The sequence below is a fragment of the Oleiphilus sp. HI0128 genome, assembly GCF_001635365.1.
Map to the genome: position 1 here is coordinate 1 of NZ_LWGG01001633.1, position 822 is coordinate 822.

General features: G+C 44.3%; 1 protein-coding gene. It reads right to left on the reverse strand.

All coding sequences use genetic code 11. From position 1 onward, the window contains the following. Positions 1–750, reverse strand: a 750-nt coding sequence (locus A3763_RS26555; RefSeq protein ID WP_197483167.1) for an ATP-grasp domain-containing protein, incomplete at its 3' end; no start/stop codon positions are given. Positions 751–822: the final 72 nt, after the last annotated feature.

The window sequence follows — 822 nt, forward strand, 5'->3', positions numbered from 1 at the left end:
CAATTCGAATTTAGCAGCATGTGCTTCACGCTCATCTTCTTGAGAAGGATCGTGCATTTCACGGATCTTAGGCTGACGATATAAAGCATTGCTATCAACGCCAATTTTTCCATCCAAGCAGTGGATGTTACCTTCGTCTGTAATGACTAGAGGGTTGATTTCTAATAGTGCGAAATCATGATCATTGAACATGTTCGACAAACCCATAAACACTTTTACGAACTGCTTGATCTGATCGCCTTCAAGACCTAACTTGAATGCAAGCTCACGACCTTGATACTGCTGTGGGCCAACCAGTGGATCAATTTCAGCTTTGTGAATCAATTCAGGCGTTTCTTCAGCAACAGTTTCAATTTCAACACCGCCTTCAGTAGAAGCCATAAACACTACGCGCTGAGACGCTCTATCTACGACGGCACCCAAGTACAATTCGTTAGCAATATCAGTGCAACTTTCAACAAGAATTTTTGCAACTGGCTGACCACTCTCGTCTGTTTGATACGTGACAAGATTCTTACCCAACCAGCTCTCAGCAAAGGCCTTGATCTCTTCTTTGGACTTAACCAGCTTAACGCCACCTGCTTTACCACGGCCACCTGCGTGAACCTGGCACTTCACTACCCACATATCGCCGCCAATTTTATCGGCTGCAGCAGCCGCTTCGTCAGCTGTGTCACATGCATAACCTGTAGAAACAGGCAGTCCGTATTCAGCAAAGAGTTGTTTTGCCTGATACTCGTGTAAATTCATAATTCATTCCGTCATTTAATTGATTAATGCCACTCGTATTAAGTGGCCGGACAAAATCTCGGTCAATCCTTA